Source organism: Nocardioides asiaticus (genome assembly GCF_040049175.1).
Lineage (GTDB): Bacteria > Actinomycetota > Actinomycetes > Propionibacteriales > Nocardioidaceae > Nocardioides > Nocardioides cheoyonin.
Genome location: NZ_JBDZDM010000003.1, coordinates 563,727 through 589,398, shown reverse-complemented (window position 1 = coordinate 589,398; position 25,672 = coordinate 563,727). Strand labels below are relative to the sequence as shown.

General features: G+C 69.0%; 31 protein-coding genes. 22 read left to right on the top strand and 9 right to left on the bottom strand.

What is annotated here, in order from left to right; translation table 11 throughout:
* Nucleotides 1–180: 180 nt before the first annotated feature.
* Entirely contained in the window at nt 181–1,296 is a 1,116-nt protein-coding gene (locus tag ABLE53_RS13410) for a TrbL/VirB6 family protein (RefSeq protein WP_348859452.1), read from the top strand.
* A complete protein-coding gene (locus ABLE53_RS13405) occupies nt 1,293–2,747 on the top strand; it encodes an SCO6880 family protein (protein WP_348859451.1) in 1,455 nt (484 codons plus the stop codon). The genes ABLE53_RS13410 and ABLE53_RS13405 overlap by 4 nt, the downstream gene beginning before the upstream one ends.
* Before the next feature lie 69 nt (nt 2,748–2,816).
* Here ABLE53_RS13405 and ABLE53_RS13400 read toward each other — a convergent pair whose 3' ends face one another.
* Genes ABLE53_RS13400 through ABLE53_RS13390 form a run of 3 tightly spaced genes read right to left on the bottom strand, consistent with a single transcriptional unit; the run spans nt 2,817 to nt 4,767 of the window.
* Nucleotides 2,817–3,920 carry an ArsO family NAD(P)H-dependent flavin-containing monooxygenase gene (locus ABLE53_RS13400; RefSeq protein ID WP_348859450.1) on the bottom strand — a complete coding sequence of 368 codons (1,104 nt, stop codon included), beginning with the start codon at nt 3,918–3,920 and terminating at the stop codon, nt 2,817–2,819.
* Nucleotides 3,917–4,414, bottom strand: coding sequence for a GNAT family N-acetyltransferase (locus ABLE53_RS13395; protein ID WP_348859449.1), 498 nt, complete (start codon nt 4,412–4,414; stop codon nt 3,917–3,919). The genes ABLE53_RS13400 and ABLE53_RS13395 overlap by 4 nt, the downstream gene beginning before the upstream one ends.
* Nucleotides 4,411–4,767, bottom strand: coding sequence for an ArsR/SmtB family transcription factor (locus tag ABLE53_RS13390; RefSeq protein WP_348859448.1), 357 nt, complete (start codon nt 4,765–4,767; stop codon nt 4,411–4,413). Before ABLE53_RS13390 ends, ABLE53_RS13395 begins: the two co-directional genes overlap by 4 nt.
* Nucleotides 4,768–4,853: 86 nt before the next feature.
* On the opposite strand from ABLE53_RS13390, the gene ABLE53_RS13385 reads away from it, so the two are divergent.
* Nucleotides 4,854–6,185, top strand: a complete 1,332-nt coding sequence (locus tag ABLE53_RS13385; protein WP_348859447.1) for an NAD(P)-binding domain-containing protein — start codon at nt 4,854–4,856, stop codon at nt 6,183–6,185.
* Between the two features lie 72 nt (nt 6,186–6,257).
* Here the strand turns inward: ABLE53_RS13385 and ABLE53_RS13380 are convergent, their stop codons facing one another.
* On the bottom strand, nt 6,258–6,923 hold the full coding sequence (locus tag ABLE53_RS13380; protein ID WP_348859446.1) for an arsenate reductase ArsC: 666 nt from the start codon (nt 6,921–6,923) through the stop codon (nt 6,258–6,260).
* A gap of 49 nt (nt 6,924–6,972) precedes the next feature.
* Nucleotides 6,973–7,650: an arsenate reductase/protein-tyrosine-phosphatase family protein gene (locus ABLE53_RS13375; protein ID WP_348859445.1), complete on the bottom strand. Its 678-nt coding sequence runs from the start codon at nt 7,648–7,650 to the stop codon at nt 6,973–6,975.
* Nucleotides 7,651–7,696: 46 nt separating this feature from the next.
* On the opposite strand from ABLE53_RS13375, the gene ABLE53_RS13370 reads away from it, so the two are divergent.
* The 3 genes from ABLE53_RS13370 to ABLE53_RS13360 are packed head-to-tail and all read left to right on the top strand — an operon-like array spanning nt 7,697 to nt 10,245.
* A complete protein-coding gene (locus ABLE53_RS13370; protein WP_348859444.1) occupies nt 7,697–8,413 on the top strand; it encodes an aquaporin in 717 nt (238 codons plus the stop codon).
* Nucleotides 8,414–8,440: 27 nt separating this feature from the next.
* The gene (locus tag ABLE53_RS13365; protein WP_348859443.1) at nt 8,441–9,847 is read left to right on the top strand and encodes an FAD-dependent oxidoreductase; all 1,407 of its coding nucleotides are present in this window, start codon (nt 8,441–8,443) and stop codon (nt 9,845–9,847) included.
* Nucleotides 9,847–10,245: an arsenate-mycothiol transferase ArsC gene (locus ABLE53_RS13360; protein WP_348859442.1), complete on the top strand. Its 399-nt coding sequence runs from the start codon at nt 9,847–9,849 to the stop codon at nt 10,243–10,245. Before ABLE53_RS13365 ends, ABLE53_RS13360 begins: the two co-directional genes overlap by 1 nt.
* Before the next feature lie 27 nt (nt 10,246–10,272).
* Here the strand turns inward: ABLE53_RS13360 and ABLE53_RS13355 are convergent, their stop codons facing one another.
* Together ABLE53_RS13355 and ABLE53_RS13350 are read right to left on the bottom strand one after the other, a co-directional pair.
* Nucleotides 10,273–10,533, bottom strand: a complete 261-nt coding sequence (locus tag ABLE53_RS13355; protein WP_348859441.1) for a metal-sensitive transcriptional regulator — start codon at nt 10,531–10,533, stop codon at nt 10,273–10,275.
* Nucleotides 10,517–10,942 carry a DUF302 domain-containing protein gene (locus ABLE53_RS13350; RefSeq protein ID WP_348859440.1) on the bottom strand — a complete coding sequence of 142 codons (426 nt, stop codon included), beginning with the start codon at nt 10,940–10,942 and terminating at the stop codon, nt 10,517–10,519. Before ABLE53_RS13350 ends, ABLE53_RS13355 begins: the two co-directional genes overlap by 17 nt.
* Nucleotides 10,943–11,038: 96 nt before the next feature.
* On the opposite strand from ABLE53_RS13350, the gene ABLE53_RS13345 reads away from it, so the two are divergent.
* Genes ABLE53_RS13345 through ABLE53_RS13330 form a run of 4 tightly spaced genes read left to right on the top strand, consistent with a single transcriptional unit; the run spans nt 11,039 to nt 13,984 of the window.
* Nucleotides 11,039–13,171, top strand: a complete 2,133-nt coding sequence (locus ABLE53_RS13345; RefSeq protein ID WP_348859439.1) for an MMPL family transporter — start codon at nt 11,039–11,041, stop codon at nt 13,169–13,171.
* Between the two features lie 19 nt (nt 13,172–13,190).
* On the top strand, nt 13,191–13,565 hold the full coding sequence (locus ABLE53_RS13340; protein ID WP_348859438.1) for a carboxymuconolactone decarboxylase family protein: 375 nt from the start codon (nt 13,191–13,193) through the stop codon (nt 13,563–13,565).
* A 30-nt stretch (nt 13,566–13,595) separates the two neighbouring features.
* The gene (locus ABLE53_RS13335; RefSeq protein ID WP_348859437.1) at nt 13,596–13,775 is read left to right on the top strand and encodes a hypothetical protein; all 180 of its coding nucleotides are present in this window, start codon (nt 13,596–13,598) and stop codon (nt 13,773–13,775) included.
* Nucleotides 13,772–13,984 (top strand): YgaP family membrane protein, encoded by a 213-nt coding sequence (locus ABLE53_RS13330; protein ID WP_348859436.1) that lies wholly within the window; start codon nt 13,772–13,774, stop codon nt 13,982–13,984. The genes ABLE53_RS13335 and ABLE53_RS13330 overlap by 4 nt, the downstream gene beginning before the upstream one ends.
* An 80-nt stretch (nt 13,985–14,064) precedes the next feature.
* Here ABLE53_RS13330 and ABLE53_RS13325 read toward each other — a convergent pair whose 3' ends face one another.
* The gene (locus ABLE53_RS13325; protein ID WP_348859435.1) at nt 14,065–15,015 is read right to left on the bottom strand and encodes a cation diffusion facilitator family transporter; all 951 of its coding nucleotides are present in this window, start codon (nt 15,013–15,015) and stop codon (nt 14,065–14,067) included.
* Nucleotides 15,016–15,187: 172 nt separating this feature from the next.
* Between ABLE53_RS13325 and ABLE53_RS13320 the strand changes: the two genes are divergently transcribed.
* The 8 genes from ABLE53_RS13320 to ABLE53_RS13285 all read left to right on the top strand — a co-directional run bounded on the left by ABLE53_RS13320 (nt 15,188) and on the right by ABLE53_RS13285 (nt 21,689).
* Nucleotides 15,188–15,535: an ArsR/SmtB family transcription factor gene (locus tag ABLE53_RS13320; RefSeq protein WP_348859793.1), complete on the top strand. Its 348-nt coding sequence runs from the start codon at nt 15,188–15,190 to the stop codon at nt 15,533–15,535.
* A complete protein-coding gene (locus ABLE53_RS13315; protein WP_348859434.1) occupies nt 15,532–16,239 on the top strand; it encodes a cation efflux transmembrane domain-containing protein in 708 nt (235 codons plus the stop codon). The genes ABLE53_RS13320 and ABLE53_RS13315 overlap by 4 nt, the downstream gene beginning before the upstream one ends.
* Nucleotides 16,240–16,364: 125 nt before the next feature.
* A complete protein-coding gene (locus ABLE53_RS13310) occupies nt 16,365–17,192 on the top strand; it encodes an undecaprenyl-diphosphate phosphatase (RefSeq protein WP_348859433.1) in 828 nt (275 codons plus the stop codon).
* Nucleotides 17,193–17,363: 171 nt separating this feature from the next.
* On the top strand, nt 17,364–17,705 hold the full coding sequence (locus ABLE53_RS13305) for a metal-sensitive transcriptional regulator (protein WP_348859432.1): 342 nt from the start codon (nt 17,364–17,366) through the stop codon (nt 17,703–17,705).
* Between the two features lie 43 nt (nt 17,706–17,748).
* Nucleotides 17,749–17,967: a heavy-metal-associated domain-containing protein gene (locus ABLE53_RS13300; protein WP_348859431.1), complete on the top strand. Its 219-nt coding sequence runs from the start codon at nt 17,749–17,751 to the stop codon at nt 17,965–17,967.
* Between the two features lie 93 nt (nt 17,968–18,060).
* On the top strand, nt 18,061–20,328 hold the full coding sequence (locus tag ABLE53_RS13295) for a heavy metal translocating P-type ATPase (RefSeq protein ID WP_348859430.1): 2,268 nt from the start codon (nt 18,061–18,063) through the stop codon (nt 20,326–20,328).
* Nucleotides 20,329–20,369: 41 nt separating this feature from the next.
* The gene (locus tag ABLE53_RS13290; protein ID WP_348859429.1) at nt 20,370–20,846 is read left to right on the top strand and encodes a hypothetical protein; all 477 of its coding nucleotides are present in this window, start codon (nt 20,370–20,372) and stop codon (nt 20,844–20,846) included.
* Between the two features lie 144 nt (nt 20,847–20,990).
* Nucleotides 20,991–21,689 (top strand): DUF305 domain-containing protein, encoded by a 699-nt coding sequence (locus tag ABLE53_RS13285; RefSeq protein WP_348859428.1) that lies wholly within the window; start codon nt 20,991–20,993, stop codon nt 21,687–21,689.
* Between the two features lie 95 nt (nt 21,690–21,784).
* Here ABLE53_RS13285 and ABLE53_RS13280 read toward each other — a convergent pair whose 3' ends face one another.
* Nucleotides 21,785–22,189, bottom strand: coding sequence for a four-helix bundle copper-binding protein (locus ABLE53_RS13280; RefSeq protein WP_348859427.1), 405 nt, complete (start codon nt 22,187–22,189; stop codon nt 21,785–21,787).
* A gap of 152 nt (nt 22,190–22,341) precedes the next feature.
* On the opposite strand from ABLE53_RS13280, the gene ABLE53_RS13275 reads away from it, so the two are divergent.
* From ABLE53_RS13275 to ABLE53_RS13260, 4 genes are read left to right on the top strand one after another with little or no spacing between them, the layout of a single operon-like run.
* A complete protein-coding gene (locus ABLE53_RS13275; RefSeq protein WP_348859426.1) occupies nt 22,342–22,755 on the top strand; it encodes an ArsR/SmtB family transcription factor in 414 nt (137 codons plus the stop codon).
* A gap of 53 nt (nt 22,756–22,808) precedes the next feature.
* Nucleotides 22,809–23,531, top strand: a complete 723-nt coding sequence (locus ABLE53_RS13270; RefSeq protein ID WP_348859425.1) for a DUF4396 domain-containing protein — start codon at nt 22,809–22,811, stop codon at nt 23,529–23,531.
* A gap of 4 nt (nt 23,532–23,535) precedes the next feature.
* Nucleotides 23,536–24,279 carry a hypothetical protein gene (locus ABLE53_RS13265; protein ID WP_348859424.1) on the top strand — a complete coding sequence of 248 codons (744 nt, stop codon included), beginning with the start codon at nt 23,536–23,538 and terminating at the stop codon, nt 24,277–24,279.
* A gap of 15 nt (nt 24,280–24,294) precedes the next feature.
* Nucleotides 24,295–25,611 carry a permease gene (locus ABLE53_RS13260; RefSeq protein WP_348859423.1) on the top strand — a complete coding sequence of 439 codons (1,317 nt, stop codon included), beginning with the start codon at nt 24,295–24,297 and terminating at the stop codon, nt 25,609–25,611.
* Nucleotides 25,612–25,672 lie beyond the last annotated feature (61 nt).

Genomic DNA, 25,672 nt, shown 5'->3' with positions numbered 1-25,672 from the left:
AGAACAGTCATGGGTGTCTGCGATGTCCCGGTGATCCACTCCGTCTGCAACGTTGCCGGCGACGCGGCAGGAGCGGTCGTCACGGCACCGTTCGACTGGCTCGCGCAAGGCATGGCGGGCGTGGCGAAATGGATGTTCGAGTCGGTCTGGACCGTCATCGACACCACGACGTACGTCGACGTGACGAGCGGCGAGTACACCGGCGTCTACAACATCATCTTCGGCATCGCTGTCTTCGTGATGCTCGGCTTCTTCATGCTGCAGGTCATCGGCGGGATGATCCGACGCGAACCGGCGGCGCTCTCGCGGGCAACTCTCGGCCTGGCGAAGTCGATCCTCGGCTCGTTCGTCGCGCTCACGCTGCTCGCCACCGCGCTCGAGATCACCGACCAGCTCTGCATCGGGATCGTCAACGCCGCCGGCACCAACATGAACGAGATGGGCGACAAGGTTGCTCTCCTCGCAGCTGGGCTCGGCGGGATCAACCTCGCGGCACCCGGTGCTGGGGCGATCCTCACGATCTTCCTCGCGGGGCTCGCGATCGTCGGGGCCATGATCGTCTGGGTCAGCCTGCTGGTGCGGAAGGCTCTGCTCCTCATCGCCATCGTCTTCGCACCGGTGGCGTTGGCCGGCTCATCGTGGGACCACACGAAGTCGTGGGTGTCCCGTTGGGCGACCTTCGTTCTCGCGATGATCCTCTCGAAACTCGTCCTCGTCGTGATCTTCCTACTGGCCACTGCCCAGGTCTCAGCACCGATCGACGCGGATCTGCAGTCGGTGAGTCAGCCGATCGCCGGCGTGGTGTTGATGCTGATGGCCGGATTCGCGCCGTACCTGACCTACAAGGCGATCGCGTTCATGGGCTTCGACATGTACCACGCGATGTCGGCCGAGCAGGAGAGCAAGGGTGCGCTCAACCGGCCCATGCCGATCCCCTTGTCACGGCGCGGTGGCGCGGCGGAGCCCCCGAAGGTCCTCTCCGGCGGCGGCGAAGGCGGCAGCGCGTCTTCGCGCGCGATGCCGACCAGCCCAGGGTCTGGCGGCGGTGGCAGTGGGCCGGCGGGCGCTGCTGCGGCGCGTGGCGGTGCAGGCGGTGGAGCTGGTGCGGCGGCCGGCGGAGTCGCTGCAGGTGCGATCGTCGCGAAGGAAGCGGCTGCCGCCGGGCCGAGGCTCGGGAACTTCGTCGCGGCCAATGCAAGCGGTCAAAGTGAGGCCGCATCGGCTTCGACGACAGCCGCACCACCCCACGTCGCCGATCCGACGCTGCGCGAACCTGCGGAAGGAAGTAGGCGATGAGCGCCAACGCATCGACCGACGCCAGCGACCTCACTCCGGTCAAGTTCTCCCGGCTGAGCCGAAGGGGTGTCCTCCTGGGTCTCTCCGGTCTCCAACTCGTGATGAGCGGCATCGCTGCGGGGAGCCTCGTCCTGGGCCTGTACGTCGGCGCCGTCATTATCACGTTCCCACTGGTCGGCGTGTGCGCGGCGCTCGCGTTCGTCACTGTGGGCGGGCGCAAACTCATCGAATGGGGCCCCGTCGGAATCCGATGGTTGTGGCGCTCGGCCGGCGGCCAACTCACCTACCGCCGGCGCATCGTCAGGCCGCGCCCTGCAGGCACGCTCTCCCTGCCCGGAGACGCAGCCCGGCTCCGTCAATGGCTCGACCCCGAGACGGGAGCCGTCATGGTCCACGACCCTCACGCCGCAACGTTGACCGCGGTCGTCGGCATCACGCACCCGGCGTTCGTGCTCCTCGACCCAGCGGAGCAGGAGCGTCGAGTCGTGTCCTGGGGACGTGTCCTGGCCACTGCGTGCCGGTCCGGACGGATCGCCTCGGTCCAGGTCATGGAGCGGACGCTTCCCGACTCAGGCAAGGGTCTCGCGCAGTGGTGGGACACGCATGGCGCCCACGACGCCACGTGGACCTCGACGACGTACGGCGAACTCATCGACCGTGCCGGCCCGGCGGGCGAACGCCACGCGTCGACGATCTCCATCTCGCTGGACATGAAGGTCGCCGGGCGAGCAGCGCGCGCCGCAGGTGGCGGGATCAAGGGTGCTGCCGCCGTACTGCGGCAGGAGATGGCAACTCTCCTCGCGGCCCTTCGATCGGCCGACCTCTCCCCCAGCGAATGGCTCACACCCGGAGATCTCGCGATGGTGCTGCGATCCGCCTATGACCCTGCGGTCGCCGGTGCTCTTGAGCGCCACGGCGAACTTGGCCGCGATCTCGCCACCGCCGGTCCGGTGTCCGTGGCCGAGTCCTGGGGCAGCATGCGCAGCGATTCCGCGCACCACTGCGTGCTGTGGATCAGCGAGTGGCCGCGATCCCTCGTCTTCCCCGGATTCCTCGCGCCGCTGCTGCTCTCCTCCGGCATCCGAAGAACCTTCACACTTCTCTACACGCCGATGCGCACCGACCGCGCCGCGCGGGACATCCGCAAGAAGAAGACTGAATACATCTCCGACGCCGCCCAGCGACAGCGGATCGGCCAGATCGAGGACGCCCAACAGACGGCCGAGTACCAAGACGTGCTCCAACAGGAGGCCGATATCACCGCGGGCCACGGGGTCCTGCGCTGCACCGGGCTCGTCGCCGTGAGCGCCAGCGATCCGGACGAGCTTGAGCGAGCCGTCGCGGCCATCGAGCAAGCGGCGATTCAGGCGTCGTGCGAGACACGGCGCCTCTGGGGACAACAGGCTCAGGCGTTCACCGTCGCTAGCCTGCCCCTGTGTCGCAGGGTCTGACGACCTTGGGTGTCCCATGTGGGTGACCAGGCCGATCGAAGCCGGCGCACTCCTGGTCGGAATCGATCCCTATCGGGTGAGGACGGCGGCCGCGGTCGCACGCACTGAGGGTCCAACGCCGGCGAGGGTCGCAGAGGCTGGGCCGGTCCAGTCGCCGTATCCGACGAGGTAGAGCCGTGGTTCATCGAGTGCCTGTGTGCCGGAGGGGCCGCCGACGGCGATGTGGCCGCTGTCGGTTCGTAGGCGCAGTGAGCGTAGGTGGTGCAGTGCGGGGCGAAAGCCGGTGCACCAGATGATCGCCTGAGCTTGCTGTGTGGTTCCGTCGGCCCAGGACACTCCTGTCGGGCTGAGGCGCTGGAACATCGGCTGGGCTTTGAGTACGCCGCGCTCGCGCGCCTCGCGCACGGAGGCGACCATCACGATGTCGCCGAGTCCGGCGACGCCCGAGTGGTCGCGTCCTTCTTGGAGAGCATGGATGCGGGCTCGCGCCGTGGCGAAGAGGGCTCGGCCATCGAGATCGTCGGGCAGGAACCGTGGTGGCCGTGTGGTTACCCAGGTGGTGTCGGCGACGGTGGAGACCTCGGCGAGGATCTGGGCGGCGGAGTTGCCGCCTCCGACGATGACCACCCGCTGACCGCTGAACTCGTCGGGGGCGCGGTAGTCGGCGGCGTGCAGTTGCCGGCCGGTGAAGGCGCGTGCGCCCGGGTAGGAGGGCCAGAACGGCTGGCTCCAGATGCCGGTGGCGGAGACGACCGCATGCGCGGCGATGGTGCCGTGGTCCGTCCTGACGTGGAGCTCGCCGTGTGGGTCGTCATCGGCTCGGACGACGTCATTGACCTTGCGGGGCCGGCGCACGTGGAGGTCGTAGCGCTCCTCGTAGCGGGTCAGGTAGTCCACGACGTGCGAGCGGGGCGGGTATCCGTGCTCGGCGTCGTTCCAGGGCGGCATCATCCAGCCGGGCAGGGAGGAAAAGGAGGACGGCGAGAACAGTCGCAGTCCTTCCCACATGTGGGGCCATGCGCCGCCGGGGACCTCGCTGGCGTCGAGGATGACGAAGTCCTCGCCGGGGGCCAGCCCGGCGCGGCGTAGGTAGAAGCCGGTGGCCAGGCCGGCCTGGCCAGCGCCGATGACGACGACCTTCACCTCCTGCGCCTGCTCCGCGGGCGCGGTCACGTCTGTGCCCTCAGCTCGAGCAGGATCGTGTCGCGCCAGACTCCGTCGAGCTGGGCGATGCGGTCGCGACGGCCGACGTCGCGGAAGCCGGCCTTGCGGTGGATGGCGAGGCTGGCCTCGTTCTCGGGGAAGATCGAGGTCTGCAGGGTCCAGAACGCGGCTGCGAGCGCGGAGTCGATCTGGTGGGAGAGCAGTTGTGTGCCCAGTCCGCGTCCGCCCAGGGACGTGTCGATGTAGATGGAGGTCTCCGCCACGCCGCGGTAGCACTCGCGTGCGGACACCATGGTCATGGCGGCCCACCCGGCGACCGCTCCACCATCGGTGATGACCCAGCGCTGGCCGGGGATCCACTTGGCGTCGAGCGCCTCAGCGGTGGGCACGTCGGTCTCGAAGGTGGCGTCCCGCGTGGCGATGCCGAGGGCGTAGATGCGTCGTACGTCGTCCCAGTCGGTGTGCGCCAGCGCCCGGACGACCGGGTGGGTGGCCGCCGTCATGCAGTCGGGGCGATCGCGGTCGCCAGCGAGCGCAGCACCTCGGGAACCACGGTGAAGTAGGCCCACTTCCCGCGCTGTTCGCGGGTGACCAGGCCCGCTTCGACGAGCTGTTTCATGTGGTGGGACACCGTCGGCTGCGCGAGTCCGACCGGCTCGGTGAGATCGCAGATGCAGGCCTCCCCCGCCGGCGCCGCGGCGATCAAGGACAGCAGCTTGACCCTGGTCGGGTCGCCCAGCGCCTTGAACATGCGCGCCAGCGCCTGGGCGGCATCGTCACTCACGACACCGCCGGTCATCGGCGAGCAGCAGGCACTGAGGTCCTCCGGCTGGAGGACGGGCAGGGCGGTCGGCATGCACCAAGTTTGCGGTACGCATTGACATTTGTCGATACGATCCGCAGGGTGGACGCATCGACGTTCGTGAATGTGAGGATGCAACCATGACTGATGACCTGCCTGTCGTTGTGATCGGTGCCGGACCGCAGGGTCTGGCAGCCGCGGCCCACCTGCTCGGGCGCGGACTGGAGCCGCTGGTTCTCGAGGCCGGCGACGGCCCGGCGGCCGCAGTCGCCGGGTGGGGCCACGTCCGGCTCTTCTCGGCGTGGCCCGAGCTCATCGATCCCGCCGGCAGGCGGCTGCTCGAAGCCAGCGGCTGGGTCGCCCCGGTGTCGGGCTACCCGACGGGTGCGCAGTGGATCAAGGGCTACCTCGCTCCCCTCGCCGAGGCGCTCGGTGACCGGGTCCGGTACGACGCCCGCGTGGTCGGCGTCTCGCGCAAGGGCCGCGACCGACTGGTCGACGCGAGCCGGGGTGAGCAGCCCTTCACCGTCCACGTCACCGACGCCTCGGGCGGGGAGGCACGCTTCGAGGCCCGTGCGGTGATCGACGCCTCCGGCACCTGGCGCAGGCCCAACCCTGCGGGCGCCGACGGTCTCCCGGCGCTGGGCGAGCACGCCAGCGGCGAACTCATCTCCTACGGCGTCCCCGACAGCGCGGCGCCCGAGCGCTACGCGGGCAGGCACACCGTCGTCCTCGGTGCCGGCGACTCCTCGCTCAATGCCATCATCGAGCTCGACCGGATCGCCCAGGCCAACCCCGGCACCCGGATCACGTGGGCACTGCGACGCGGCAACACGGCCAACACCTTCGGCGGCGGCGCGGCCGACCAGCTCCCCCAGCGCGGAGCGCTCGGCATCCGCGCCCACGAGGCCGTCGACGCGGGCCGGGTCGAGGTGGTGACCGGCTTCCGGGCCGCGGAGATCGACCGTGCCGGCGACCAGGTCGTCGTGGTGGCCGAGGACGGACGCAAGCTGGAGGCGGCCGACACCCTGGTAGTGCTGACCGGGTTCCGCCCGGACCTGTCCTTCCTGTCCGAGCTGAGGCTCGACCTCGACCCGACGCTCGAGGCCCCGCGCGCGATCGCCGCGGAGATTGACCCCAACATCCACTCCTGCGGCTCGGTCCAGGCCACCGGCGCCCGCGACCTGACCCACGCACAGGAGCCGAACCTCTACCTGGTCGGAATGAAGTCCTACGGCCGCGCCCCGACGTTCCTGGCCATGACCGGCTACGAGCAGGTCCGTTCGGTGGTGGCGATGCTGGCCGGTGATGTCGAGGCCGCCGAGCGGGTCGAGTTGGTGCTGCCCGACACCGGCGTGTGCGGCGGTTCGGGCCTGTACGACGACCCGACCGGCTCGGCCGGCGGTGGCGGGTGCTGCGCTCCGGCGGCCCCGGACGTGCTCACGATCGGTCGGGCACCGATCACCCTCTAACCCGGCCCGACGCGAACAGCCTGCCCTCGTCGCGTTTACGGTGACCAGTGCCGGCCGCGCACCCGACGCGCTTCAGGTGGCTACAGGCACCTGAAGCTCGACGAGAAGCGCGAGAACCCGGCGCTCGATCTCGTCGCGGATGGGCCGGACGGAGGCGACATCGAGGCCAGCCGGATCCTCGAGTTCCCAGTCCTCGTAACGTTTGCCCGGGAAGTACGGGCAGGCGTCACCGCAGCCCATGGTGACGACCACGTCGGCGGCCTGGACGATCTCGTCGGTCCACGGCTTGGGGAACTCCTGGGCGATGTCGATGCCGCGCTCGGCCATGGCCGCGACCGCGGCGCTGTTCACCGCATCCCCCGGCTCGGAGCCACCCGACCAGGCAATCGCAGCGTCGCCGGCGTGGTGGTTGAAGAACCCGAGCGCCATCTGGGAGCGCCCGGCGTTGTGGACGCACAGGAACAGCACGATCGGCTTGCCGCCGTCCCCATGCCCCTCGACCTTGGCCGCCGCTTGGAGCCGCTGGCGGGCGAACCGCTCGGCCAGCAGCGGGATGAAGTTGAGCATGGTGGCGCGGCCGGCGAACTGGTCGTAGGACGACATCAGGAACCGCTCGATCGTTGCGGTGTTGAAGGTGCCGGCGAACTCGTCGGCCAAGCGGGTCGCAGACCGCTTCAGGGCGATCTGCTGGGCCAGGGTGATGCCAAGGTGCTCGGTGGGGTCGGCGTCGGTACTCATCGTCGAGTCCTCTCGCGGGTGCCGCATCGGTGGCGGCTCAGGTGGCGCCTCAGGAGGCGTGGGGGTAACGCTGGGCGAGGTCGACCACGCGGGACGCGAGCTCGTCATAGGCGGCGTCGTACGCCGCCGTCGTACCGATCCGGGTCGGGTCGGGGATGGACCAGTGCAGCCGGGTGGTCGAGCCGAGCTCCTCATGGGCGACGTCGCAGACCGTGACGACGACGTCGCCCTCGGCCAGGACCTCGTCGAGGTGACGCGGACGGACCCGCGGCAGTGGCAGCTCGTGGCGCCCGGCGGCCTCGATCGCGCCCGGGTCGATGCGCTCGGCCGGGTGGGTGCCGGCGGAGGCAACCGGGATGGAGCTCGCCTGCCGCCACAGCGCTGCGGCGAGGTGGGATCGGGCGGAGTTGGCGGTGCAGACGAACACCAGCCGCTCCGGCACCTGCAGCCGCTGTGCGCCCAGATCGTCGAGCACGTCCTTGGCCAGACGCAGGTAGGTGCGGCGTCCGTCGCCCTCGGAGCGGTGCCGGGTGATCAATCCGGCGGACTCGAGTGCCTTGAGGTGGAAGGCGAGCAGGTTGGAGGTCACCCCGAGGGCGGTGGAGAGCTCCGAGGGCGAGACATCCCCGAGCTGCAGGGTGTCGACGATCTGCAGCCGCACCGCGTCGCCGAGCGCGGCGTGCACGGCGGCACGTCGCTCCAACTCGCGAGTTCGCTCAGTGTTCATTGCCTCAAGTTTGACTGAGTAAGTGCGCGCACGTCAAGATCCTCCCGTGACCTCCTCACTCGCGCGCCGCCTGTTGGCCGAGTTCCTCGGCACCGCCCTGCTCGTCACTGTCGTGGTCGGGTCCGGCATCGCCGCCCAGCAGCTCTCCCCGAACGACGTCGGGCTCCAGTTGCTTGAGAACTCCACGGCCACCGTGTTCGGGCTAGCCGTGCTGATCCTGTGGTTCGGGCCGGTCTCGGGAGCGCACTTCAATCCGGTCGTCTCCCTCGCGGAGTGGTTCCTCGGCCGACGTAGGAGCACCGGCCTGCCGCTGACGGACGTCGCGGCGTACGCCGTCGCCCAGGTCGCCGGCGGCATCGGCGGCGCGCTGCTCGCCAACGTGATGTTCGAGGTCGGCACCCACGTATCGACCCACCACCGTGCCTCCGGTGGGCACCTCGTCGGTGAGGTCGTCGCCACCGCCGGGCTGGTCGCGCTGATCTTTGCCCTGGTCCGCAGCGACCGCGGCGCCATCGCCGCCCCCACCGTCGGTGCCTACATCGGCGCCGCCTACTGGTTTACCTCCAGCACGTCGTTCGCCAATCCGGCCGTGACGATCGGCCGCGTCTTCTCCGACACGTTCGCCGGGATCGCGCCCGCCTCGGTGCTGCCGTTCATCGCCATGCAACTGATCGGCCTCATCGTGGGCATCGCCCTGACCCTCGCGCTCTATCCCGACGCCGGCGCCAAGGCCGACGACGTCGTCATCCCACACACCCACTGACCCACCACAGAACCAAGGACACCGATCATGAAGCTGGTTGCCATCGGCGGCAGCGACGCCGGCATCTCCGCCGCGCTGCGTGCCCGCGAGCTCGACCCCACTGCCGACGTCACCGTGGTCGTGGCCGACGCCTACCCGAACTTCTCCATCTGCGGCATCCCCTACTACATCTCCGGAGAGGTCACCCACTGGCGCAACCTCGCCCACCGCACCCACGCCGACCTCGAAGCCACCGGCATGAAGCTGCGCCTGGACACCTTCGCCACCGACATCGACGTGACGGGCCAGCGACTCATCGTCCGCAACCCCGACGGGTCCAGTGACTTCATCGAGTACGACGAGCTCGTCGTCGGCACCGGCGCCGTACCCGTCGCACCGCCGATTGAGGGTCTGGCCGACCTCGGGGTCGCCGACGGCGTCCACCTGCTTCACTCCATGGGCGACACCTTCGCCCTGACCGAGTCACTGGACCGGATCCAGCCCAAGACCGCCCTCATCGTCGGCGCCGGCTACGTCGGCCTCGAGATGGCCGAGGGCCTCACCATGCGCGGCATCGCCGTCACCCAGGTCGAGATGCTCCCCGAGGTCCTCCCCACCGTCGAGGTCGAGCTCGGCGCCCTGGTCCACGACGAACTGGTCAAGCACGGCGTCAACGTCCACACCAACTCCACCGTCACCACGATCAGCAAGACCGACACCGGCCTGCACGTCGACGGCACGACCACCGAAGGCGAGACCCTGACCTGGGACGTCGACCTCGTCCTGGTCGTGGTCGGCGTCAAGCCCGACACCGACCTGCTGGTCCGCGCCGGCGCCAAGATCGGCCCGCGAGGCGCGGTGGTCGTCGACGAGACCATGGCTACCGGTCTCCCTCACGTGTGGGCCGCCGGTGACTGCGTCATCACCCACCACCGCCTACTCGGCGAGACCTACCTCCCGCTGGGCACCACCGCCCACAAGCAGGGCCGCATCGCCGGCGAGAACGCACTCGGCGGATCGGCGAGGTACGCCGGATCGCTGGGCACCCAGGTCGTCAAGGTCTTCGACCTCGTCGCCGCCCGCACCGGCCTGCGCGAGCACGAAGCCGTCGGCGCCGGCTTCCACCCCGTCTCCACCACCGCGACTCCCGACGACCACAAGGCCTACTACCCCGGCGCCACCGCGATCACCATCCGCATCACCGGCGACGCCACCACCGGACGGCTCCTCGGTGCCCAGCTCATTGGCCACAAAGGCGCCGAGGTCGCCAAGCGCGTCGACACCTACGCCACCGCGCTCTTCCACCAGATGACCGTCACCGGCATCACCGAGCTCGATCTCGCCTACACCCCGCCCCTCGGCTCGCCATGGGACGCCGTCCAGATGGCCACCCAGGCATGGGTCAAGAACCACCAGCTCGACGCCGAACGCACCAACCTCACCAAGGACCACTGATGACCAAGCCCACCATCCTGTTCGTGTGCACCCACAACGCAGGCCGCTCCGCGCTCGGCGCCGCACTGGCCCGCGAGCAGGCGGGCGACCGCGCCACCGTGCTGTCCGCAGGTGTCGCCCCCGCAGAAACCGCTTCGGCCGGCACCATCGCCAGCCTCGCCGAGATCGGCATCGACGACTCCGGTCACGTGCCGACCCAGCTCACCGAGGAGCTCGTGCGCTCGGCCACCGTGGTCGTGGCAATGAAGCCCGGCCTGCCGATCCCGCAGCTGGACGGCGTCGCCTACGAGACCTGGGACCTGCCCAACCCGCAGGGCTGGGAGGCCCCCGCGATCCGTCCGTTGCGCGACCACATCGACGACCGGGTCGCCGATCTCCTCGTGCGCATCACCAACTGAGGCCCGCAGACCCCGGTTCGACGGCGGTCACGCGAGCGCGAGGAAGAGCTTCTCCATCTTCTTGGTGTCCACGCTCTCGGGGCCGCCCTCGGCGAGGCACTTCTCGAGTCCGGTGGCGACCAGGGCGTAGCCCCCACGCGCAATGGCCTTGTTGACGGCCGCGAGCTGGGTGAGCGCGTCCTCGCACTCCGAGCCCTCTTCGAGCATGCGGATGACCGCGGCGAGATGACCGTTGGCTCGCTTGAGCCGGGTGATGATCGCCTTGGTCTCGTCAGGCTCGAGTCGCATCGCGGTCCTCCAGATCGCCGGTCAGGGCCCTCATCATCCCGCAGAGTCGCTCACGGGCCTCGGCGGCTACCTCGGCGAGCCCATCGGCGTCGCTGAACGAGGTCATGACCGCGGGGTCGAAGACCTCCACCCGGGTGCGGTCCTCGCCCGCGCTGGCGACCACGACGTTGCACGGCAACATCGTCGCCACGCGTGGGTCGACCTCGATGGCACGGTGCGCCAGCTGGGGGCGGCAGGCGCCGAGGATCACCTGCGGTGCGATCTCGAGGTCCAGCTTCGCGCGCAGGGTGGCCTGTAGGTCGATCTCGGTCAGCACGCCGAAGCCGGCGTCTGCCAGCAGCGTGCGCACCCGCGCGAGCGTCGTTTCGTACGGCGCGGTGATGGTCGCGCTCATCGTGAAGTCAGTCATCCGGATCCTTCCGTCACGGCGATTTTATATCCCCCCTGGGGGTTCTGCTATCGTCGGCCCTCCGATCCCCCCGGGGGGTTAATGGAAGGATCTTGGATGACCAACGCGACCACCCCCACGGCGGCACCGGGATTGCTTGGCCGCCTTGGCCTCGCGGTGCTGCGGCACGGCCGCGCCACGATGGTGATCTGGCTGCTCGTCGTGATCGGGCTGGGCGCGTTCGCACCCAGGGTCGAGGCCTCCCTGTCCGGAGCCGGCTGGCAGGCGAACGGCTCGGAGTCGGTCCAGGCCCGCGAGCTTGCGCAGGCGCACTTCGGCGGCAACGCCAGCTCGGCCATCGAGGTCGTCGTGCACAGCGCCGGCGCGCCGCTCAGCTCCGCTGCCGGTCAGCGGGTCATCGCCCAGGTCGAGAACACGCTGAGGTCCGATGACCGGATCGCCTCGGTGATCGGGCCACAACCGGGTGCGATGCTGAGCAGGGACGGGCGTACGGCGATCGTGCTGGGCGGTGCCGGTGCCGACACCAACGAGATGGTCCGGGCGGCCGTCGACCTCAAGGCGCCGCTGACCGCTCTCTCCAGCGACGGTATCCAGGTGACCCCGACCGGCGCCTCCCAGCTGTGGGCCGACTTCAACGCCGCCAACCTCACCGCGATGCTGACGTCGGAGATGATCTCCTGGCCCGTGACGCTGGCCATCCTCGTGCTCGCCTTCGGCGCCCTGGTCGCCGCCGGCCTCCCGCTGCTGCTGACCCTCGCGGGCCTGATCGCCTCTGCCGGGTCACTGGTGTTGATCAACCACTTCGTGCCGGTCTCGATCTGGGCGATGAACTTCGCGATGATGTTCGCCCTCGCCCTGGGCATCGACTACGCACTCTTCCTCGTGGTCCGCTTCCGAGCCGCGCGCGCCGTGGCCGGAACCACCCGCGAGCAGGCCGTCGCCGAGACCATGGACACAGCCGGCAAGGCCGTACTGCTCTCCGGCCTGACGGTGCTGGTCTCGCTCTCTGCGGTCGAGATCGTGCCCTCCCCCTCGTTCCGGTCGATGGCCGGCGGCATCATGCTCGCCGTCGTCTTCGTCCTGGCCGCCACACTGACCCTGCTGCCGCTGGTCCTGGGCAAACTGGACACCCGGATCAACAGGCTCGCCCTGCCCTGGTCGCGCACCAGCCAACACCGCTCGCCACGCTTCGAGAAGTGGGGCCAGCTCCTGTGGCGCCGACCCGTCGCCTTCGGCAGCGCGGCTCTCGTTGTCCTGGTCGCGCTCGCCGCGCCCATCCTGGGGCTGCACACCGCGATGCCCTCGATCAAGGTGCTGCCCTCCGACGCACCGGCCCGGGTCGGCTACGACCGGGTCCAGGCCGACTTCGGTCCCGGCGCGCCCGGGATGCTGCAGATCGTCGCACCAGTCTCGGGCGCCGACCAGGCCGATCGAGCGGTCTGGGGCGACCCCGGCATCGCCGCCGCTATGCCGCCGGCACGAGCCGCCGACGGTGCGCCGTACGTCTTGATCCAGGCCATGCCCAAGGTCGACCCATCGGACCCGACACTCGGGTCGACCGTCGAGCGGCTCCGCGCCGAGCTCCCCGACGGTGCGCTCGTCGGCGGCGCCGCGGTGGAGAACCTCGACCTCAAGACGCAGCTCGACCACTCCACCCCGTGGGTGATCGGCATCATCCTCGCCCTGGGCTTCCTGCTGCTGCTCATCGCGCTCCAGGCGCCGCTGATCGCCCTGCTCGGCACCCTGGCCAGCCTGCTCTCGACCGGCGCCGCCTTCGGCGTCGCTCGGCTGATCTTCCAGGACGGGCATCTCTCGGGGCTGTTCGGCTTCGAGCCCCAAGGCTTCCTCGATGCCTGGGCGCCGGTGTTCTTCTTCGCGATGATCTTCGCCATCGCGATGGACTACACCGTCTTCCTGCTGGCCTCGGCCAAGGAACACTGGGAGAAGACCAGCGACCCGCGCGAGGCCATGGTCGGCGCGGTCGCCCACTCCGGGCGGGTGATCTTCGCCGCCGGCGCGGTGATGGTCGCGGTCTTCTTCACCTTCTCGCTGTCCGGTCCGCTGCCGCCCAAGGAGATGGGCGTCATCCTCGGCATCGCCGTCCTCCTCGACGCCTTCCTCGTCCGGCTCGTCCTGCTGCCGGTGCTGCTGCGCCTGACAGGTCGCGCCGCCTGGGCCGCCCCCGCCTGGCTGCGCCGCAACCTGCCCAGCATCCGCTTCTCCCACTGACCACCAAAGGATCGCCCCAATGACCGACCACCCCCACGGCAAGACTGTCCTGCGCGAGATCGCACCCCTGCACCGCAACATGCGCCACGCCATCCCCGAGGTCTACAAGGGCTTCGGCGAGCTCTCCAAGGCGGCCTTCGCCGAGGGCGAGCTCGACCACAAGACCAAGGAGCTTATCGCCCTGGCGATCGGCGTGGTCGAGGGCTGCGACGGCTGCATCGCCTCCCACGGCCAGGCCGCCGCCCGCGCCGGCGCCACCCGTCAGGAGGCCGCCGAGGCCATCGGCGTCACCTTCCTCATGCACGGCGGCCCCGCCACCATCCACGGCGCCCGCGCCTACGACGCCTTCTGCGAGTTCGCCGACGCCCGCGACGCCGGCGAAGCCCCCGCCTGAACCACCGACGCAGGAACGAAAGGAACCACCATGTGTCGTCCCGTCCGCTGCAAGACCTGCGGCGACAAGGTCACCTGGGCCGGCTGCGGCCAGCACGTCGCCGCCGTCAAGACCTCCGTCCCCGCCGACCAGTGGTGCCCCGGGCACCCCAGGGCCGAGCGCACCGGCGGCCTCCTCAACCGCCTGCAGGGGAAGGGCGGCGGACGATGACGGGCTTCAACCTCGACCGCGGCGTACTGCTCGTCGCCGCCATCGTCACCCTCGTCAGCGTGGTCCTTGCCTGTCTGATGTCGGACTGGTGGCTGCTGATCACGACCTTCGTCGGCCTCAACATGCTGCAGGCCAGCCTCACCGGCTGGTGCCCCGCGGCACTGATCCTCAAGCGGTTCGGCGTGAGATCCGGCTGCGCGTTCCGCTGAGCCGTCGCGCCGCGACCGGTCGGCAGCATTCGTCCGGGCAGGCGCCGGGTCAGGGGCACCGCTGGGTGCGGGTGCGTCGCTCAGTGCACGGCGTGTTCGTGTGCGGCGTGCGTGTTCGGCTCGAACTGGAAGGTGGAGTGCTCGACGTCGAAGTGCCCGCCGAGACAGTCCTGGACCTGATCGAGGATCTGCGGGGCGTGGCCGTCGTTGAAGCAGGAGTCCTCGACCACGAGGTGGGCCGAGAGGCTGGGCAGGTCGGAGGTCACCGTCCACACGTGGAGATCGTGGACGTCGACGACGTGGTCGACCTCGAGGAGATGCTGGCGGATCCCTGCAAGGTCGGTGCCGATCGGGGCCGCCTCGAGCAGGATCCGGCCCGACTCGCGGAGCAGGCCCCATCCGGCATGGATCATGAGAGCGACCACGATCAGGGAGGCGATCGCGTCGGCCTTCATCCAGCCGGTGGTGAGGATGATGGTCGCTGCGATGGCGGTGCCGATGAAGCCGTAGAGGTCGGTGAGAATGTGCTGATAGGCACCCTCGACGTTCAGGCTGCTGCGGTTGGCCTTGGCCAGGAGCCAGGTGGCGGCGATGTTCACAACGATGCCGACCAGCGCCACCACGAGGACCGGCCCGCCCTGCACCTCGGGGTGGCTATCGACGAGTCGACGGATCGCTTCCACGGCCACGACCGCAGCGATGACCAGCATCGTGACGCCGTTGCCGAGTGCTGAGAGGATCTCGGCGCGTTTGAGCCCGTAGGTCCATGCACCGACCGCCGGCCGTGCCGCAAGCCCCATCGCCCACAGCGCCACGGCGATGGACGCCGCATCGGTGAGCATGTGACCGGCATCGGACAGCAGCGCAAGCGAGCCGCTCACCAGTGCGACGATGACCTCCCCGACCATGTAGGCCAGCAGCAGCGCGAGCGCGGCGAACAGGTACCGGCGGTCGGCGTCCGTGGAGATGGCGTGACCATGCCCGTCGCCCTCACCACCGCCTTCGCGCGTCAGGTCTCCGTCGGACGTCATCAGCAGTTCTCCTTCGATTGCAGCGGCCATGGTTTCGGCGCCCTAGCGATGCGGTGTGGTCGCGCAACCACGGGAGCAGGATTCACCCTGCAGCCGGACCGATCGCCGCGCCGCCGACGCACCCTCACGGTAGCGCCAACCTCCTCCCGGGCGCTATCATCGCCGCGTGCCGATGACAACACTCGACAGGGCCGACAGGGCTGAGTTGACGCCCGCAGCGGCACTGTTCCGCTCGCTCGGGGATCCGGTCCGCTTGGCGATCGTGCGCCGGCTGGCGCACGACGAAGCGCGTGTGGTGGACCTAGTCGATCAACTGGGACTGGCGCAGTCCACGGTCTCCAAGCACCTGGCGTGCCTGCGCGACTGCGGGCTGGTGGAGTCCCGTCCGGTCGGCCGGGCCTCGGTCTTCACACTCAGCCAGCCTGCGCTGCTCGACCTCCTCAGCGCGGCCGAGACGCTGCTCGATGCAACCGGCAGCGCAGTGGCGCTGTGCCCGAACTACGGCGAGGACTGCCTGTGAGCGGCGAGCACAAGGCCGCCTCGATGACCGAGCCCACCACCGACCACTGCGCATGCCAGCCGGGCTGCACCGATCCCTGCTGCCAACCGTCGGCGGCTCGGGACGCCGGATGGCACGCGGCCGCCCGCAAGGCCAAGCTGCTCTCCTGGGTATCACTGGCCTACATGGCTGCCGAGGGGCTGGTTGCCATGGTGGCAGCAGCGTTGGCCGGATCCGTCGCTCTTCTCGGCTTCGGGCTGGACTCGGTCATCGAGGGTCTGGCGTCGGCGATCATCGTGTGGCGGTTCTCCGGCAGCCGCACCCTGTCAGAGCATGCCGAGGAACGCGCCCAGAAAGCAGTCGCGGTCACCTTCTTCCTGCTCGCGCCCTATATCGCCTACGACGCCATCACTACCCTCGCGGCTGGCGACCGGCCCTCCACCAGCTGGCTGGGGATCGGCCTGTCCGTCACCTCACTGATCGTGATGCCGCTGCTGGGCCGGGCGAAGCGTCGGCTCGGCGAACGGCTCGGGTCCGCGGCCACTTCCGGTGAGGGAACACAGAACCTGTTGTGCGCCTACCTCGCGGCCGCGGTCCTGGTCGGGCTGCTGGCCAACACCCTGTTCGGGCTGTGGTGGCTCGATCCCGTGGTCGGGCTGCTCGTGGCCGGACTCGCCGTCAACGAAGGCATCGAGGCCTGGCGCGGCGAGGAGTGCGGCTGCTAGCCGGATAGGCGACGCGCAACCGGCCTTGCGATCGCGGCCATCAAGGCCAGCCACACCCCGATTCTCGGCCGATCCGCCCCGAACAATCGCGGCCCGCCAGCGGACCCCGAAAGGAACCAACGCCCATGTCGTGGTCGACCGCCGCCGTCTTGGGCCTCGTCCAAGGACTCACCGAGTTCTTGCCGATCTCATCCTCGGCGCACCTGCGCCTGGTGGCCTCCTTCGCCGGATGGCCAGATCCTGGAGCAGCTTTCACCGCCGTGACACAGCTCGGCACCGAGAGCGCCGTCCTGCTCTACTTCCGCCGCGAGATCGCAGCCATCATCTCCACCTGGACCCGTGCCCTGTGGACGCCGCATCTGCGGCGGGACCCTGACGCGCGGCTCGGCTGGTACATCGTGATCGGCACCATCCCCATCGCCGTACTCGGCCTCGCACTGCAGGATCCGGTCGAACACGCGTTTCGCGACCTGAGACTGCTCGCCGCCGCCCTGATCGGGTTCGGTGTCATCCTCGGTGTCGCAGACCGCATCGCCGCCGACAGGATGCCGCTGGAGAACCTCACCGCCCGGCACGCGGTGACGCTTGGATTCGCCCAAGCCCTCGCGTTGATTCCCGGAGTCTCCCGCTCCGGAGGCACCATCACCGCCGGTCTGCTGCTGGGCTACACCCGCGAAGCCGCCGCGCGCATCTCCTTCCTGCTCGCCGTCCCAGCCGTCCTCGCCTCCGGCCTCCTCGAACTGACGAAGGTCGGAGCTTCAGCGAGCAGCACCCCGTGGGGTCCCACCGCCGTCGCAACCCTCATCGCCTTCATCGTCGGGTACGTCGTGATCGCCTGGTTCCTGCGCTATATCTCCGCACACCGGTTCACCGCCTTCGTGATCTACCGCATCCTGCTGGGAGTGGTAGTGCTCGCCTCGGTGGGCGCCGGGGCACTCCAACCAGGGGCGTGAACCCGCCATCCTTGCGGTTAGAGAAACCAACGATTCCCGACGCGAGCGAGATCCGTGTCCTGGATATCCGAGCCGACGAGGTTTGGCGATCACGTCCAATCCACATAGGCGGGCGACGGCTTGAAACAATACCCCATGGGGGTATGCTGGAGCCGAGAAGGAGGCAAAGACATGTGCGCCAACGCCGATGACTTGGATGCCGCTGGACCGGAGAACGTTCCCCATGAGCACGGCTACATCGCCAGCAACAACAAGGACGCCTATCTCAAGCGTCTGCGTCGGATCGAAGGCCAGGCTCGCGGACTTCAGCGGATGGTCGAGAGCGATGCCTACTGCGTCGACATCCTGACCCAGGTCTCCGCGATGACCAAGGCGCTGCAGGCGGTAGCCCTGAGCCTGCTCGACGACCACCTCGCGCACTGCGTCGGCGGCGCTATCCGTACCGGTGGAGCGGACGCGAGCGAGAAGCTGCAGGAGGCCTCGGAGGCCATCGCGCGGCTGGTCCGCTCCTGACTGTCCCTGGCTGAACCCACCCACATCACAGGAGAAGACAACGATGAGCACCACGTCCACCCACACATCCACCTATACCGTCAGCGGGATGACCTGCGGGCACTGCGTCGCCTCGGTGACCGAGGAGATCCGGGAGATCCCTGGCGTCGACGCCGTCGACGTGACCCTCGAGAGTGGAGCGGTGACGATCACCAGCGAGCACCCCCTCGATGCTGCCGCCGTCCGGGCCGCCGTCGAAGAGGCCGGGTACCAACTCGCGTAACAACGGGCGTCCAGGCGATCCGGCCACCACACGGCACCGAAGCCTAATCGCTGAACCTGAACGAAGTACCCCTCCGGAGCGAAGGAGCCGTCGATGAGTCAGAAGACCGAGAATGCGCTTGAGCCAGCAAACGCTGCGGCTGTCGAGCTGCAGATCTCTGGCATGACCTGTGCTTCGTGCGCGAACCGGATCGAGCGCAAGCTCAACAAGCTCGATGGCGTCATCGCCACGGTCAACTACGCCACGGAGAAGGCGCGGGTCAGTTTCCCGGCGACGCTGAGTCCCGACGACCTCGTCAGGGTCGTGAAGGACGCCGGATACGGTGCCGACCTGCCACGGCCGGTGGCGGAGAGCGACGACGAGCCCTCGGCAACGGACCCCACCGCGGCGCTGCGTGAGCGGCTGCTGGTCTCGGCACTGTTGAGCGTCCCAGTCGTGTTGATGGCGATGGTGTCGCCGTTGCAGTTCACGAACTGGCAGTGGCTCTCCCTGACGCTCGCCGCCCCGGTCGTGGTCTGGGGCGCCTGGCCGTTCCACCGGGCGGCGTGGACCAACCTGCGCCACGGTGCGACGACGATGGACACCCTGATCTCGCTGGGCACCATGGCGGCGTTCGGCTGGTCGCTCTACGCCCTGTTCTGGGGCACCGCAGGCGAGCCGGGCATGCGGCACTCGTTCGACCTGACGATCTCCCGCAGCGACGGCGGCGACAACATCTATCTCGAGGCCGCTGCCGGCGTCACGACCTTCATCCTGGCTGGACGCTACCTCGAGACCCGCTCCAAGCGGCGAGCCGGAGCCGCACTCCAGGCGCTGCTCGAACTCGGCGCCAAGGACGTCGCGGTGGTGCGAGACGGCAAGGAGACGCGGATCAGCGCCGACCAGCTGGCCGTGGACGACCTGTTCGTCGTCCGCCCCGGCGAGAAGGTGGCGACCGACGGCCTCGTCGAGCAGGGCAGTTCCGCGGTCGACGCCTCCATGCTCACCGGGGAGTCCCTGCCGCTCGAAGTGCATGTCGGCGATGCCGTGGTCGGGGCGACCGTCAATGTCGGCGGGCGGCTCCTCGTCCGCGCCACCCGGATCGGCTCGGACACCCAATTGGCGCAGATGGCGCGACTGGTAGAAGCGGCGCAGACCGGCAAGGCCCAGGTGCAGCGGCTCGCCGACCGCATCTCGGGCGTGTTCGTCCCAGCGGTCATCATCATCGCGCTGGCAACCCTCGGAATCTGGCTCGCCGTAGGCGAGGGAGCCACCGCCGCCTTCACCGCCGCCGTGGCGGTCCTGATCATCGCCTGCCCCTGCGCGCTCGGGCTCGCGACGCCCACCGCCCTCATGGTCGGCACCGGACGCGGTGCCCAGCTCGGGATCCTGATCAAGGGCCCTGAGGTGCTCGAGTCCACCCGCCAGATCGACACCGTGGTGCTCGACAAGACCGGCACCGTGACCACAGGCACGATGACGCTGACGGACGTCGTCGCCGCCGCTGGCGAGGACGCCGACCGGGTGCTGAGGTACGCCGGCGCCGTCGAGGCCGCATCCGAGCACCCGATCGCACGAGCCATCGCCGGTCGTGCCGCAGAGAGCGTGGGGCCGCTGTCGTCGGTCGAGGAGTTCTCCAACGTCGAGGGCTTGGGCGTACGCGGCATCGTCGCCGACGGCGAGCACACGGTTGCGGTGCTGGTCGGACGGCCGGAGTTCTTGGCCCAGGAGGGACATCGGGTGCCACCCGAGCTCAGCGAGGCGCTGGACGGCGCTCGCCAGCGCGGCGCCACGGCCGTAGCCGTGGGCTGGGACGGACTTGCTCGAGGTATCCTCGCGGTCTCAGACGTCGTCAAGCCTTCCTCCCGGGAGGCCATCGCAGCATTGCGCGCCCTCGGACTGCGGCCGGTGCTGCTCACCGGGGACAATGCTGTGGTGGCCCGTGCGGTCGCGAGCGATGTCGGCATCGAGCCGGAGGCGGTCGTGGCCGACGTACTGCCCGCCGGCAAGGTGGATGTGGTCAAGCGCCTGCAGGACCAAGGGCACGTGGTGGCCATGGTCGGTGACGGCGTCAACGACGCCGCGGCACTCGCCCAGGCGGACCTCGGGCTCGCGATGGGCACCGGCACCGATGTCGCCATCGAGGCGAGCGACCTCACCCTGGTCCGCGGTGATCTGCGGGTCGCGGCCGACGCGATCCGGCTCGCCCGTAGGACCCTCGCGGTCATCAAGGGGAACCTGTTCTGGGCCTTCGCCTACAACGTCGCCGCACTCCCCCTGGCCGCTGCCGGACTGTTGAACCCCATGCTGGCCGGAGCAGCGATGGCGTTCTCGTCGGTGTTCGTCGTGACGAACAGCCTGCGGCTACGCCGCTTCAGGTGATCATGTCGGCTGAAGGCAGAAGCACATTGCACCTCCGTACGATGAGGACTGTGCACGGCATGGCGATGCAGGGACTGCCGGGCAGGCGCCCGACGCTTCTCACGCTGCTCATCGCCGCCTTGGTGGCCGGGATCTTCGGCATGCACGCCCTCGTGGCCGGCATCGGGTGCGGCGCAACCGAGAGCTCCTTACCGGCCGGCGACGGGGCGACGGGCGCCTCGCCCGGCATGGCCGCGATGGGGCACGCCAGCGCCGGGACCGGGCCGATGAAGGCTGCGCCGTCCCGGACTGCCTCACCCGTCCACGCCGGCTGCCCTGATATGGGCGGAATGCTGATGCTGTGCATCGCGGTGCTGACCGCGGCTGCCGGTGCGCTCCTCGCCCTCCTGGCGCACCGCCGTCTGAAGTGCGCATGGCTTGGAGCGCCACGCCGGGACGGCACCATTGTGCGCCGGCTCCTGGACTACGCCAGGACCGGGCCGCCACCAGTGTGGGAGTTCTCCGTCATCAGGTGCTGACAGGCACCAGGTCGTGACCCGTCGTCGACAGACGAGGACGCTGCGTCTTCGCCGTGCCGGTCACGACCGCGCTTTGCGCGCGCCCCGGCTCGCACGGGTGCGAACGAACTCGATGACACTTCCTCTCTTGCAAGGAGAACTTTCATGCACAACCTGCGTACCCCTGCCCGTCGCCGTACCGCCGTCATGGTCGGCGCCGTGGGCCTCGGCCTGACCGTCACGCTCTCGGCGTGCGGCGGCAACAACAGCGCTGACAACACCACTGCGTCGAGCAGCATGAGCGACTCGACCACCATGGCCGCCACCGCGCACAACGACGCCGACGTCACCTTCGCGACCGAGATGATCGCCCACCACAAGCAGGCGCTCGCCATGGTCGACCTGACCGAGGGCCGCACGCTCAACCCGGCGGTCCAGACCCTGGCCGACGACATCCGAGCGGCCCAGACCCCGGAGATCCAGACGATGACCGGGTGGCTGTCCTCCTGGGGCATGCCGAGTCCGTCTGCCAGCCCCTCAGCGAGCGCGAGCTCCGGCATGGGGGACATGAGCGGCATGCCGAGCATGTCGGGCTCGACGGACCCCATGGGCAGCATGGGCTCCTCGCCTATGGCCGGGATGATGACCGACGAGGAGATGACGAAGCTGAAGAACGCCTCGGACGCCGACTTCCAGAAGATGTGGCTGGAGATGATGATCAAGCACCACCAGGGCGCCGTCGATATGGCGCGCACTGAGCAGAGCGACGGGCAGTACCAGCCCGCGATCGATCTGGCCGGTCAGATCATCGCTTCCCAGTCGAAGCAGATCGACACCATGAGGCAGCTTCTCCGCTCCGCCTAAAGCCGCCGGCCGGGCGTCCCGGCATAGAGAGGGAGGGCGGACTACCCGCATCCGGGTGGTCCGCCCTCCTGCCGGCCGCCGGAGCCATTGCCGTCTCAGCCCAGGCTGGTGAGGAGGTCGCGGCAGGCCTGCTCGCAGCGGCGGCAGGCCTCGGCGCAGATCCTGCAGTGCTCGTGCTGGTCGGCGTGGCTGCCGCACTCGTCGCCGCAGGCATTGCAGGCGGTGGTACAGGCTTCGAGGAACGCGCGGGTCAGGTTGGCGTCGTACCCGGTGTGACGCGAGAGGGCGTTGCCGGTGGTCAGGCAGATGTCGGCGCAGTCGAGGTTGGTGCGGATGCACTTGGTCAGCTCCGCGACCATGTCCTCGCTCAGGCAGGCGTCCGCGCAGGCAGTGCAGGTCTGGGCGCACTCGTAGCAGGCCTCGATGCACTCGGCCAGTTTGTTCTTGTCGACACCGCCGAGGTCCTTGGGGTACGCCTCGAGCATCTTGGTGTGAGTCATGCTTCCTCCCGATTGGACAGCGTCGGTGACCCTCGCTGGTGCACCCGTCGGTCCCGCTGTCGCCTCTTAGTTGGGTACCCGGGCCCGTGCGAGTTATCCGTGTGATGGCACGGGTGTGCGGGTACTAGGAGGCCGTGGAGGAACGGACGACTATGACGGCGACCGGCAAATCGACGCCGGGGCTCCCGGACGGCGCGCACCCGGTCGACCCCGAACGGGTCGAACGTGCCCGGGCCCGCCTGCCTTCGGCCGAGGAGGGTGACCGGCTGGCGAGCGTGCTCACCCTGATGGCCGACCCGACACGGGCGCGCCTGTTGTATGCACTCGACGAGGTCGACGAGCTTTGCGTCGGCGACCTCGCCCTAGCCCTCGGGGTGAGCGAGGACGCCGCCTCCTACGGCCTTCGGGTGCTGCGTACCGCCGGTCTCGTCACCCGACGCAAGGAGGGCCGGATGGCGTTCTACCGGCTGGCCGAGGGGTTCCCCGAGCCATTGCGACAGCACTGCCTGCACCGACTCATCGCGATGTCGCACAGATCCGCCGAGGACGAGTCGGCCGACATCTGACGCACCCGGTCGGTTGGCTCAGCGCCCAGCCCGGAGACAGGAAGAACAAGATCATGGTCGGACTCGGATGGCTGGCGTTCCTCGCCGAGGCGTGGTTCGTCATCCCGTATTACGTCATCGGCGTCGCCGGCGCGGTCTGGGTGGTCTCGGACGCGTACCACGTCAACACCCCGCTCAAGACCGCGATGCGCTGGGCCTGGCCCATCATCGTGCTGTTCTTCGGGCCCGTCGGTCTCGCGCTGTACTTCCTCACCGCCCGCGCCCCGGGCATCGGCGCGGCCGGGGATGAGGACGCCAAGATGGAGAAGCACAACGCCTACGTGCGCGCCAACTGGTTCCGCCAGACCACCGGCGCCGTCATCCACTGCGTCGGTGGGGACGGCATCGGCATCATCACCGCGATGATCCTGGCCCGCATCGCCCAGGTCTCGTTCTGGCAGGAGTGGTGGTTCGAGTATCTCGTCGGCTATCTGATGGGCACGCTGATCTTCCAGTACAAGTCGATGACGATGATGTCCGACTCCTGGCCCCGGATCATGTGGATGGCGTTCCGAGGCGAGTGGTTCTCCATGCTCGCCGTGATGGCCGGGATGGGCCTGGTCATGGGCGTGGTCACCCCGCTGACCATCACCGCCCAGCCCTACCCGTGGACCTACGGCTTCTGGGGCTTCGCAGCACTGGGCCTCTTCGTCGGTTTCGTCATCACCTATCCGATGAACTACCTGCTCATCAAGGTCGGCTACAAGCACGGCCACGGCATGGAGATGGAGCACTGAGGACATGAGCGGCATCAAGACCGTCACCGCCACGCCCGCCAAGATCGGCGTCGTCATCACCATGTGGGTCCTGGGCCTCGTCCTGCTCGCCCTCTTCGCGTGGGCGACCCAGTGGCGTACCACCGCCAGCGTCCCCACAGTTCAGAGCGCGGGCTCGACCGCACCCGCCAGCACCGCGGCGCCCGGCCTTGCCGCGCTGACCACCGGGCTCCAGCAGACCGCGGCCTCCGCGCTGGCGAACCTGCGATCCGGGCACCGCAGCGACGCCAGCCACGCCCTCGACGCCGCCTACCGGCTCGCGCAGGTGGGTCAGGAGAACACCTCCGGTCCGCTCAAGACCGCCTACGTCGCCACGGTGAACGCGATCGAGACCGCCCGCGAGAATTTGTGGAACGGCAACCCTGATGCGGCCGGGACCCAGTTGACCACCGCGGGCCAGGCACTCGACCAGGCGAGCAGCGCCACGCAGACCGCCACCTCCCCCGAGGCTCCTCCCCAGCAAGTGTGGGGTCAATATCAGGGCGCGCAACTCCTGGGCCCCGATGGACAGGTCATCGGGGCCGTCGAAGCCATCGAGAACCCCGCCGACCCCACCGTGCATTTGCACCTCGGCAAGGGCACCGGCGTGTTCGGGTTCATCACCCTCGGCGGCCGCAACACCACCGTCCCCCTGGACCAGATCCTCTGGGGGCGCCGCCAGATCCTCGGCAACGTCTACGCCGTACTCACCACCCGAACCGACGGATAGAGAGAGGGGAACGACATGGGCTTACTCGATCACGTCGTGGATGCGCTGAAGATGGCTGGATCGATGACCTGGCAGATCATCTGGTCGCTCATCCTCGGCTTCGCCCTCTCCGCGGTCGTGCAGGCCGTCGTACGCCGCCAGACGATCGTCCAAGCGCTCGGCGACGACCGGCCAGCCACGCTCGCAAAGGCGTCCGGCCTCGGGGTGGCCAGTTCGTCGTGCTCCTACGCCGCGGTGGCCCTGGCCCGCTCGCTGTTCCGCAAGGGCGCCAGCTTCACGGCCGCCATCGTCTTCCAGATCGCCAGCACCAACCTCGTCATCGAGCTGGGCATCATCATGGCGCTCCTACTCGGCTGGCAGTTCACCCTCGCCGAGTTCGTCGGTGGCCCCATCCTGATCATCCTGATCGCCGTCGCCTTCCGAATCTTCGTCAGCCGTGGGCTCGTCGACGCCGCCCGCGAGCAGGCCGAGAGGGGACTGGCCGGGTCGATGGAGGGCCACGCCGCGATGGACATGTCGGTCCAGGAGGACGGATCGTTCATGCACCGACTGCTCAGCCCGGCCGGCTTCACCTCGGTGGCCCACATCTATGTCATGGAATGGGCGGCTGTCGTTCGCGACATCATCATCGGCCTGCTCATCGCCGGCGCCGTCGCAGCCTGGGTGCCGGACTCGTTCTGGCAGACGCTGTTCCTGAGTGACCATCGGGTGCTGTCCGCGATCTGGGGTCCGATCCTCGGCCCGATCATCGCGATCCTGAGCTTCGTCTGCTCGATCGGCAACGTCCCCCTCGCCGCGGTGCTCTACAACGGCGGGATCAGCTTCGGCGGGGTCATCTCGTTCATGTTCGCCGACCTGATCATCCTGCCGATTCTGGTCATCTACCGGAAGTACTACGGCACCAAGATGATGCTCGTCCTCCTCGGCGCCTTCTACGTGACCATGGTGATCGCCGGCTACCTCGTCGAGGGCATCTTCGGCGGCCTCGGGCTGCAGCCCGATCACGGCACAGCCCAGGTTGCCGAGCAGTCGATCCGGTGGAACTACACGACGATCCTCAACATCGTCTTCATCCTGCTGACCGCGGCCCTGCTGATCCGGTTCTTCGCGACCGGTGGGCGGGAGATGCTGTCCATGATGGGCGGCGGCCCGGATGACATGAGCGATCACGACCAAAGCGAGCGCTCAGGCCATGGCGGTCATGATCACCGGGCCGCGAACCACGACCACCACGATCACGATGCGAATACCCACCGCCACGGCGATGGCACCGATGCGACCTCAACCGACGCTCGCCAGGTGCCACGCAGCCCACGTGTCGACGACAGCTGAGCACCGTTTGAGGTTCCACCTCGTCGACAGGCGCCGGTCGGTAGGCAGCTCAGGAGCGCAG

Excerpts from the sequence above, each read along its gene's own strand:
- ABLE53_RS13325 (WP_348859435.1), bottom strand. The coding sequence starts at position 15,015 with ATGACGTCCGACGGAGACCTGACGCGCGAAGGCGGTGGTGAGGGCGAC.
- ABLE53_RS13365 (WP_348859443.1), top strand. The coding sequence starts at position 8,441 with ATGAAGCTGGTTGCCATCGGCGGCAGCGACGCCGGCATCTCCGCCGCG.
- ABLE53_RS13345 (WP_348859439.1), top strand. The coding sequence starts at position 11,039 with ATGACCAACGCGACCACCCCCACGGCGGCACCGGGATTGCTTGGCCGC.
- ABLE53_RS13330 (WP_348859436.1), top strand. The coding sequence starts at position 13,772 with ATGACGGGCTTCAACCTCGACCGCGGCGTACTGCTCGTCGCCGCCATC.
- ABLE53_RS13275 (WP_348859426.1), top strand. The coding sequence starts at position 22,342 with ATGACGGCGACCGGCAAATCGACGCCGGGGCTCCCGGACGGCGCGCAC.
- ABLE53_RS13355 (WP_348859441.1), bottom strand. The coding sequence starts at position 10,533 with ATGCGACTCGAGCCTGACGAGACCAAGGCGATCATCACCCGGCTCAAG.
- ABLE53_RS13295 (WP_348859430.1), top strand. The coding sequence starts at position 18,061 with ATGAGTCAGAAGACCGAGAATGCGCTTGAGCCAGCAAACGCTGCGGCT.
- ABLE53_RS13335 (WP_348859437.1), top strand. The coding sequence starts at position 13,596 with ATGTGTCGTCCCGTCCGCTGCAAGACCTGCGGCGACAAGGTCACCTGG.
- ABLE53_RS13405 (WP_348859451.1), top strand. The coding sequence starts at position 1,293 with ATGAGCGCCAACGCATCGACCGACGCCAGCGACCTCACTCCGGTCAAG.
- ABLE53_RS13305 (WP_348859432.1), top strand. The coding sequence starts at position 17,364 with ATGTGCGCCAACGCCGATGACTTGGATGCCGCTGGACCGGAGAACGTT.
- ABLE53_RS13320 (WP_348859793.1), top strand. The coding sequence starts at position 15,188 with ATGACAACACTCGACAGGGCCGACAGGGCTGAGTTGACGCCCGCAGCG.
- ABLE53_RS13390 (WP_348859448.1), bottom strand. The coding sequence starts at position 4,767 with ATGCCGACCGCCCTGCCCGTCCTCCAGCCGGAGGACCTCAGTGCCTGC.
- ABLE53_RS13395 (WP_348859449.1), bottom strand. The coding sequence starts at position 4,414 with ATGACGGCGGCCACCCACCCGGTCGTCCGGGCGCTGGCGCACACCGAC.
- ABLE53_RS13350 (WP_348859440.1), bottom strand. The coding sequence starts at position 10,942 with ATGACTGACTTCACGATGAGCGCGACCATCACCGCGCCGTACGAAACG.
- ABLE53_RS13375 (WP_348859445.1), bottom strand. The coding sequence starts at position 7,650 with ATGAACACTGAGCGAACTCGCGAGTTGGAGCGACGTGCCGCCGTGCAC.
- ABLE53_RS13285 (WP_348859428.1), top strand. The coding sequence starts at position 20,991 with ATGCACAACCTGCGTACCCCTGCCCGTCGCCGTACCGCCGTCATGGTC.
- ABLE53_RS13360 (WP_348859442.1), top strand. The coding sequence starts at position 9,847 with ATGACCAAGCCCACCATCCTGTTCGTGTGCACCCACAACGCAGGCCGC.
- ABLE53_RS13260 (WP_348859423.1), top strand. The coding sequence starts at position 24,295 with ATGGGCTTACTCGATCACGTCGTGGATGCGCTGAAGATGGCTGGATCG.
- ABLE53_RS13265 (WP_348859424.1), top strand. The coding sequence starts at position 23,536 with ATGAGCGGCATCAAGACCGTCACCGCCACGCCCGCCAAGATCGGCGTC.
- ABLE53_RS13270 (WP_348859425.1), top strand. The coding sequence starts at position 22,809 with ATGGTCGGACTCGGATGGCTGGCGTTCCTCGCCGAGGCGTGGTTCGTC.
- ABLE53_RS13280 (WP_348859427.1), bottom strand. The coding sequence starts at position 22,189 with ATGACTCACACCAAGATGCTCGAGGCGTACCCCAAGGACCTCGGCGGT.
- ABLE53_RS13290 (WP_348859429.1), top strand. The coding sequence starts at position 20,370 with ATGAGGACTGTGCACGGCATGGCGATGCAGGGACTGCCGGGCAGGCGC.
- ABLE53_RS13300 (WP_348859431.1), top strand. The coding sequence starts at position 17,749 with ATGAGCACCACGTCCACCCACACATCCACCTATACCGTCAGCGGGATG.
- ABLE53_RS13380 (WP_348859446.1), bottom strand. The coding sequence starts at position 6,923 with ATGAGTACCGACGCCGACCCCACCGAGCACCTTGGCATCACCCTGGCC.
- ABLE53_RS13385 (WP_348859447.1), top strand. The coding sequence starts at position 4,854 with ATGACTGATGACCTGCCTGTCGTTGTGATCGGTGCCGGACCGCAGGGT.
- ABLE53_RS13340 (WP_348859438.1), top strand. The coding sequence starts at position 13,191 with ATGACCGACCACCCCCACGGCAAGACTGTCCTGCGCGAGATCGCACCC.
- ABLE53_RS13310 (WP_348859433.1), top strand. The coding sequence starts at position 16,365 with ATGTCGTGGTCGACCGCCGCCGTCTTGGGCCTCGTCCAAGGACTCACC.